Source organism: Stutzerimonas stutzeri SDM-LAC (assembly GCF_000235745.1).
Taxonomy (GTDB): Bacteria; Pseudomonadota; Gammaproteobacteria; order Pseudomonadales; family Pseudomonadaceae; genus Stutzerimonas; species Stutzerimonas stutzeri_H.
Genome location: NZ_AGSX01000187.1, coordinates 21,171 through 27,529 on the forward strand (window position 1 = coordinate 21,171; position 6,359 = coordinate 27,529).

Sequence of the window (6,359 nt, forward strand, 5' to 3'; positions counted from 1 at the left end):
GTCAAAGGGTGCTGGTGGTTGCAAGTGAGTCGTGCGGCACCCCTAAGGGTGGCATGACTCAGCGCAACATCTCTTCCACCATCCGCTTTTCTTCGATCAGCTGCTTCTGTCGGGCATCGATTCGTGCGGCGCTCTGGAAATTGTCAGAGCGACGTTTGGCGAAGTCCAGCTGCTCGATCGCCTGGTCGTAATCTCCGACGAGCGCGAAATATTCCGCGCGGGCTTGATGCAGGCCAATAATGTTGCCGGTGAGCCCGCGAATTTCTGCGACCTGATACCAGATATCCGGGTCCTGTGGCCGGGCTTCGACCAGTGCGTTGAGCTGTTGCTCAGCATCCTGCAGTTTGCTTTCCTTGATCAGCAGATCGATGTTTGCCTGACGCACCGGATAATTTCCCGGGTAAAGACTGAGCAGGGTCTGCATGCGCGTGCGTGCGGCGCCAAGACGGTTAGCAGTGATATCCAGCTCGATCTGGGCCAGGTTGTAGATAACGTCGTCCGGTTCCTTTGCCAGCAATGGCTCAAGATTCGTCGCAGCTTCCTTCAGCTGGCCGCTTTTCATCTGCGCCAGCGCCAGGCCATAGCGGGCGGCTTCGAGGTCCGGATCGTCCGCGAGCATCGCGCGGAAGCGCTTGGCGCTCACCCCTGGAGTGCTTTCGAATTTCAGGTCCATGCGGGCACGTAGAAGCTGATACCGCAGACTGTCTTCGACGCCGGTGTCGGGGTATTGCTCGGCGCGGTTCTTGGTGTCCGCGATGCGTGATTCGGTGACCGGGTGAGTGAGCAGAAATTCTGGCGGCTTCTGGTCGTATCGATACTGGCGCATCAGGCGATTGAACATCTCTGGCATGGCGCGGGGGTCATAGCCGGCTCGTTCGAGGTTGACGATGCCAATCCGGTCGGCTTCCTGCTCGTTCTGTCTGGAGAAGCGCCGCTGAGACTGAATGGCCGCCGCCTGGGTCGAGAGGATGGCTGCGATGCCGGCATCCCCTGCGCCAGCCGCAGCGGCAACGACACCGGCCAGCATGGCGGCCATCAGCGGTAGCTGCATACGTTTCTGCGCTTCCAGCCCGCGTGCGAAGTGGCGCTGGGACAGGTGAGCCAGTTCATGTGCAAGTACCGAGGCGTATTCGGCTTCGGTCTGGGCATGAAGAAACAATCCGCCATTGACCCCAATGATGCCGCCCGGCGCGGCGAAGGCGTTCAGCTGTGGGCTGTCGAGCAGCACGAATTCCAGCCGGCGATCCTGCAGCTGGCTGGTCTCGGCCAGGCGGTAAACGCTGCGTTCGAGGTAATCCTTGAGCAGAGGGTCGGAAAGCTGTGGGACCTGGCCGCGCAACAGACTGAGCCAGGCTCTGCCCAACTGATGTTCCTGCTCTGGCGAGACGATGCCGGAGCTGGAGTCACCGAGCGAGGGAAGGTCGTTGGCCATCACCGGCTGGCCAATCAGGCAGGCGAGTGTCAGCAGGGTAGGGTGCAGCAATTTCATCCAGACTGGCTCTTTAAGGCAGGAGCGCTACTGTAGCCTTGTGCTCGGGTCGCTGGCCAGAGCCGGGCGCAGCTCGGTATCCTGCGGCTCTTTCGAGGAGATGAACATGACTCAACAGGTTGCCCCCGGTATGACCTGCGATGCCGAGCTGGACGCAGTCGGGCTGGCCTGCCCGATGCCGTTGCTCAAGGCGAAACTGGAACTCAATCGGCTGGCCAGCGGACAAGTACTGAAAGTCACGGCAACGGACCCGGGATCGCAACGCGATTTTCGCAGCTTCGCCAAGCTGGCCGGCCATGTACTGCTCCACGAAGAGGCGCAAGAAGGGCTCTATCGTTACTGGCTTCGAAAGGCCTGACGGCTGCTAGGGAAAGCATATGTTGAATGTGTTGCGGGGCTGGATTCATCGCTATTTCTCGGACGAGGAAGCGGTGGTCCTTGGGGTGCTGCTGGTGGTCGCCTTTGCGACCGTGCTGACCCTCGGTCACATGCTGGCTCCAGTCATCGCTGGCCTAGTGCTGGCGTACCTGATGCAGGGATTGGTCGGTGCGCTGGAACGAATCAAACTGCCGCATCTGGTAGCGGTTTGGCTGGTGTTTCTGATGTTCATCGGCCTGTTGACGGTCTGCATGCTGTTCCTGGCGCCGTTGATGTGGCAGCAAGTGCTGACGCTGTTCAATGAGCTCCCGCGGATGCTGGTGGAATGGCAATCGCTGCTGCTTCTTTTGCCCGAGCGCTACCCCCAATTGCTTACCGAAGTGCAGGTGCTGCGCGGTATCGATTTCTTCCGAGGCGAAGTGGGGCGCTACGGTCAAATCATGCTCACGTCTTCGTTGTCGAGTCTGCCGTTACTGTTGAGCCTGATGATCTATTTGATCCTGGTACCTATCCTGGTGTTCTTTTTCCTCAAGGATCGCCAACAGATTAACGATTGGCTCAGTGGTTACCTGCCGCACGAACGGGGGCTTATCACCCAGGTGGCGCAAGAGATGAACGTACAGATCGCCAACTACATCCGTGGCAAGGCGATCGAAATCCTGATTTGCGGCGTGGTCTCGTATGCGGTTTTCGCTGTGCTGGAGCTGAACTACGCCGCGCTACTGGCGATGCTCGTCGGAATCTCAGTTGTCGTGCCTTATATCGGTGCCACGGTCGTGACGATTCCCATCGCGTTGATCGGCTTGTTCCAGTGGGGGCTGGGCGATCAGTTCATCTATCTGATGGTCGCCTACGCCATTATCCAAGCACTGGACGGCAACGTTCTGGTTCCGCTGCTGTTCTCCGAGGCGGTGAACCTGCACCCCGTTGCGATTATTTGCGCGGTATTGCTGTTTGGTGGCTTGTGGGGCTTCTGGGGGGTATTTTTCGCGATTCCGCTGGCAACCCTATTCAAGGCGGTGCTTTATGCATGGCCGCGCCGGTCAGCTACGGTGCCGGTGGTGGATCACGTGGGCTAACAGCTAGCCCGTGGTGCGCGCGCCAATGTGCTGGCTGCGCGCTTTGCCGTTGAGGCGGCCTGCTTCGCGATCTTCTAACGCTGCTGCAATGCATGGGCGGCGTGCAGCACAGCCTCAACATGTCCTGGCACCTTCACGCCGCGCCATTCCTGGCGAAGCAGCCCGTCACGGTCGATGAGAAATGTGCTTCGGTCTATGCCCAGATATTCCTTGCCGTAGAGCTTTTTCAACTTGATCACGTTAAACAGCTGGCAGAGCTGTTCATCTTTGTCGCAGATCAGCTCGAAGGGGAAGCCCTGCTTGGCCTTGAAGTTTTCGTGGGTTCTGAGGCTGTCTCGCGATACGCCGAACACGATGGTATTGGCGGCGGCGAAGGCATCGTGCTGGTCGCGAAAACCCTGGCCTTGGGTTGTGCAGCCTGGAGTGTTGTCCTTCGGGTAGAAATACAGGACCACCTGTTTGCCCTTCAACGCATCGAGGTTGACCTGTGTATTGCTGGTCGCCAATGCCTGGAAGGCTGGCACGGGTTGGTCAATCGCAACAGACATAGTGGTTTTCCTACTTAAGGGTTCTGAGGGCGCCAGGGTTCTATCAGCGCATCCAGATTCAAAGCATCAGCGAAATCCAGGAACTGGTCCCGCAGCCAACTGATTTGCGTACCGGCAGGCAGCGTCACGGTCATCGTCGCGTTGAGCATGGTGCCGCCAGTTTGCGGTGCCTCATAGGTGTCGCATGTAAGGGCTTCGAGCTCGACACGATGGTCGATAAAGAACTGGCATAACTCGTTGAGGATGTCAGGCCGATAGGCCGAGCTGACATACGCCACATAGGGCAGCGCCTGCGGACGGGTTTCCAGCGCTTCGCTGCGCACTACATTAGTGGTGAACTCATGCTTCTTGGCCAGGCTGGGCAGCGCTGTCTCCATTCGAGCGAGTGCGTCCCAGGTTCCGGTGATTTCAAGGACCAGGGCGCAGCATTCGCCGTGTCGAGTCAGGCGCGTGCTTACCACGGCGCAGCGATTCTCGTTGCTGGCCCGGCAAAGCACATTGGTGAGCGCCATCGGGCTACGGCCCATGGCGCTGATGACGAGAAACTGTTCTCGGGGTACTGGGGGGGTGGACATGCAGGTTCCTGGCGGTGATGAATCGGTCGGCCAGCCAAGCCGAAAACGGCTAAGGGTAGCGAAAAGCGTCGTCAGTGGGAATGCGTTAACTGAGGGAGCCATTTGACCGCGGTGTCGACGCTCAGCTGCTGTTCCCGCGGTTGATGGCTCCAGCGTACTCGCAAAGCGCTCGGGAGCCTTGTACCATTACGCCTCTCTTTTTCCGGCAGGAGTGGGTTGCATGATTGCGGGCAGTATGGTGGCGTTGGTCACTCCCATGGACGCTCAAGGTGGTCTTGATTGGGATAGCCTGAGCAAGCTTGTCGACTTTCACCTTCAGGAAGGCACCAATGCAATCGTTGCAGTCGGTACCACTGGTGAGGCGTCTACGCTCGAAGTGTCTGAGCACATCGAAGTCATCCGTCGCGTTGTTGATCAGGTCAACGGCCGCATTCCGGTCATCGCCGGTACGGGTGCCAACTCCACTCGCGAAGCCGTCGAACTCACCGAAAATGCCAAGCAGGCCGGCGCCGATGCCTGCCTGCTGGTGACACCGTATTACAACAAACCGACGCAGGAAGGCATGTATCTGCACTTCCGGTACATTGCCGAAGCCGTAGCGATTCCGCAGATCCTCTACAACGTCCCTGGGCGCACCGCCTGTGACATGCTGCCAGAAACCATCGAGCGCTTGTCGCAAGTGCCGAACATCGTTGGCATCAAGGAAGCGACCGGTGATCTCAAGCGCGGTCAGGAGGTGCTTGATCGCGTGGCCAAGGACTTCCTCGTCTATTCCGGTGACGACGCTACGGCCGTCGAGCTGATGCTGATGGGCGGCAAGGGCAACATCTCCGTCACGGCGAACGTTGCGCCGCGCGCGATGAGCGAACTGTGTGCCGCTGCCATTGCTGGCGATGCCGAGAAGGCGCGCGCCATTAATGCGCTGTTGATGCCGCTGCACCAGACGCTGTTCATCGAGGCCAACCCAATCCCGGTGAAATGGGCGCTGCATGAAATGGGCCTGATGCCGGACGGCATTCGCCTGCCGCTCACCTGGCTTAGCCAGCGGTGCCACGAGCCGCTTCGCGATGCGATGCGTCAGTCCGGTGTGCTGGCCTGATTGTCTCCAGGTGTACTGGTTTATTAATGAAGGAACATGCATGAAGCGATTGGCCGGCCTCTCGACCCTAGCCCTGATTATCTCTGGAACCAGCGGTTGTGGCTGGATATGGGGTGAAGACGGATATTTCCGCGACCGTGGCAGCGACTACCTGCAGGCACAACAGGTGCCACCAATGGAAGTGCCCAGCGACGTGGAGCTGCGTCCGATCGAGCCGCTGCTGCCGATCCCTCAGCAAGTGGCCGACAGCCGTGCCACAGGCGAGTACGAAGTGCCCCGCCCACAGCGACTGGTTGCCGCCGACGAGGTGAGCGAATACAGCCTGCAGACTTCTGAAAATGCACGCTGGCTTGTAGCAACGCGTGCGCCATCACAGGTTTGGGCCGCGGCGCGTCAGTTCTTTACTGACAATGGCTTCGAGATTGCCGAGGAACGGCCTCAAACCGGTGAGTTCGTCACCGCCTGGCAGACCCGTGACCAGCTCGCGCCTGCCTTGGTACGCAACCTTGGCCTGGGCGAAGGCGAGACCCGCGTCCGGGTGCGCGTCGAGCCAGGCGTTCAGCGCGATACCAGCGAACTCTTCCTGATCAGCGTTCATCGTCCCGCAAACAGCACTGCCGATGTTGCCTGGCCTGAAACCCCGGCGAATGCGGAGCGCGATCGGGTACTGCTCGACGAGTTGCAGGTGGGGCTGAACAGCAGCACCGCACAAGGTGGTTCCGCCTCACTGCTGGCAGAGCGCGAGTTTGACGCGCCAAGCCGAGTGACGCTGATCGAAGCCGGCAGCGGCGAGCCAGTGTTGCAGCTCGATACAGACTTCAACCGTGGCTGGTCGAGCGTTGGCCGCGCACTGGCGACGAGCGATATCCTCGTCGAGGATCTTGATCGAAGCCTCGGCGTCTACTACGTCAACCTGTCGGAGGGGGCGGCGAACCCGGATGAGAAGCCCGGTTTCTTCTCCCGGTTGTTCGGCGGAGCGCCTGACCGCGAAGAGATCGAGGCGCGTGCCGAGCGCTATCAGGTTCGCGTAACCGATGTGGGTGGCAAGGTGCAGGTCACTCTCGACAAAGACCTCAACACCGTCGCTCCGGCTGAAGTGTCCCGACGCGTGCTGAACATGCTCAAGGACAACCTGGACTGATTCTGCAAGACAGTCCGCTCCGATCCATTCAGGCGAAACCTTTCGGTTTC

The 6,359-nt window shown here is 59.7% G+C and carries 7 protein-coding genes; 4 read left to right on the forward strand and 3 right to left on the reverse strand.

The annotated features are described in order from the left end of the window. Nucleotides 1-58: 58 nt before the first annotated feature. Entirely contained in the window at nucleotides 59-1,489 is a 1,431-nt protein-coding gene (locus PSTU_RS0118685; protein WP_019342544.1) for a M48 family metalloprotease, read from the reverse strand. 106 nt (nucleotides 1,490-1,595) lie between these two features. On the opposite strand from PSTU_RS0118685, the gene PSTU_RS0118690 reads away from it, so the two are divergent. Beyond that, nucleotides 1,596-1,847 carry a sulfurtransferase TusA family protein gene (locus tag PSTU_RS0118690; protein ID WP_019342545.1) on the forward strand — a complete coding sequence of 84 codons (252 nt, stop codon included), beginning with the start codon at nucleotides 1,596-1,598 and terminating at the stop codon, nucleotides 1,845-1,847. Nucleotides 1,848-1,866: 19 nt separating this feature from the next. Then, entirely contained in the window at nucleotides 1,867-2,946 is a 1,080-nt protein-coding gene (locus PSTU_RS0118695; RefSeq protein ID WP_019342546.1) for an AI-2E family transporter, read from the forward strand. Between the two features lie 74 nt (nucleotides 2,947-3,020). Here PSTU_RS0118695 and PSTU_RS0118700 read toward each other — a convergent pair whose 3' ends face one another. Further along, complete coding sequence (locus PSTU_RS0118700) at nucleotides 3,021-3,494, reverse strand: peroxiredoxin (protein ID WP_019342547.1); 474 nt, start codon at nucleotides 3,492-3,494, stop codon at nucleotides 3,021-3,023. Between the two features lie 14 nt (nucleotides 3,495-3,508). Further along, on the reverse strand, nucleotides 3,509-4,069 hold the full coding sequence (locus tag PSTU_RS0118705) for a glycine cleavage system protein R (RefSeq protein ID WP_019342548.1): 561 nt from the start codon (nucleotides 4,067-4,069) through the stop codon (nucleotides 3,509-3,511). 220 nt (nucleotides 4,070-4,289) lie between these two features. Between PSTU_RS0118705 and dapA the strand changes: the two genes are divergently transcribed. Both dapA and bamC read left to right on the forward strand, forming a co-directional pair. Further along, nucleotides 4,290-5,168: a 4-hydroxy-tetrahydrodipicolinate synthase gene (gene dapA, locus PSTU_RS0118710; RefSeq protein ID WP_019342549.1), complete on the forward strand. Its 879-nt coding sequence runs from the start codon at nucleotides 4,290-4,292 to the stop codon at nucleotides 5,166-5,168. Between the two features lie 40 nt (nucleotides 5,169-5,208). Continuing rightward, nucleotides 5,209-6,309, forward strand: a complete 1,101-nt coding sequence (gene bamC, locus PSTU_RS0118715; protein ID WP_019342550.1) for an outer membrane protein assembly factor BamC — start codon at nucleotides 5,209-5,211, stop codon at nucleotides 6,307-6,309. Nucleotides 6,310-6,359: the final 50 nt, after the last annotated feature.

Bases quoted from the DNA above. Each gene is read 5' to 3' on its own strand.
- PSTU_RS0118685 (WP_019342544.1), bottom strand. From the start codon at position 1,489: ATGAAATTGCTGCACCCTACCCTGCTGACACTCGCCTGCCTGATTGGC.
- PSTU_RS0118690 (WP_019342545.1), top strand. From the start codon at position 1,596: ATGACTCAACAGGTTGCCCCCGGTATGACCTGCGATGCCGAGCTGGAC.
- PSTU_RS0118695 (WP_019342546.1), top strand. From the start codon at position 1,867: ATGTTGAATGTGTTGCGGGGCTGGATTCATCGCTATTTCTCGGACGAG.
- PSTU_RS0118700 (WP_019342547.1), bottom strand. From the start codon at position 3,494: ATGTCTGTTGCGATTGACCAACCCGTGCCAGCCTTCCAGGCATTGGCG.
- PSTU_RS0118705 (WP_019342548.1), bottom strand. From the start codon at position 4,069: ATGTCCACCCCCCCAGTACCCCGAGAACAGTTTCTCGTCATCAGCGCC.
- dapA (WP_019342549.1), top strand. From the start codon at position 4,290: ATGATTGCGGGCAGTATGGTGGCGTTGGTCACTCCCATGGACGCTCAA.
- bamC (WP_019342550.1), top strand. From the start codon at position 5,209: ATGAAGCGATTGGCCGGCCTCTCGACCCTAGCCCTGATTATCTCTGGA.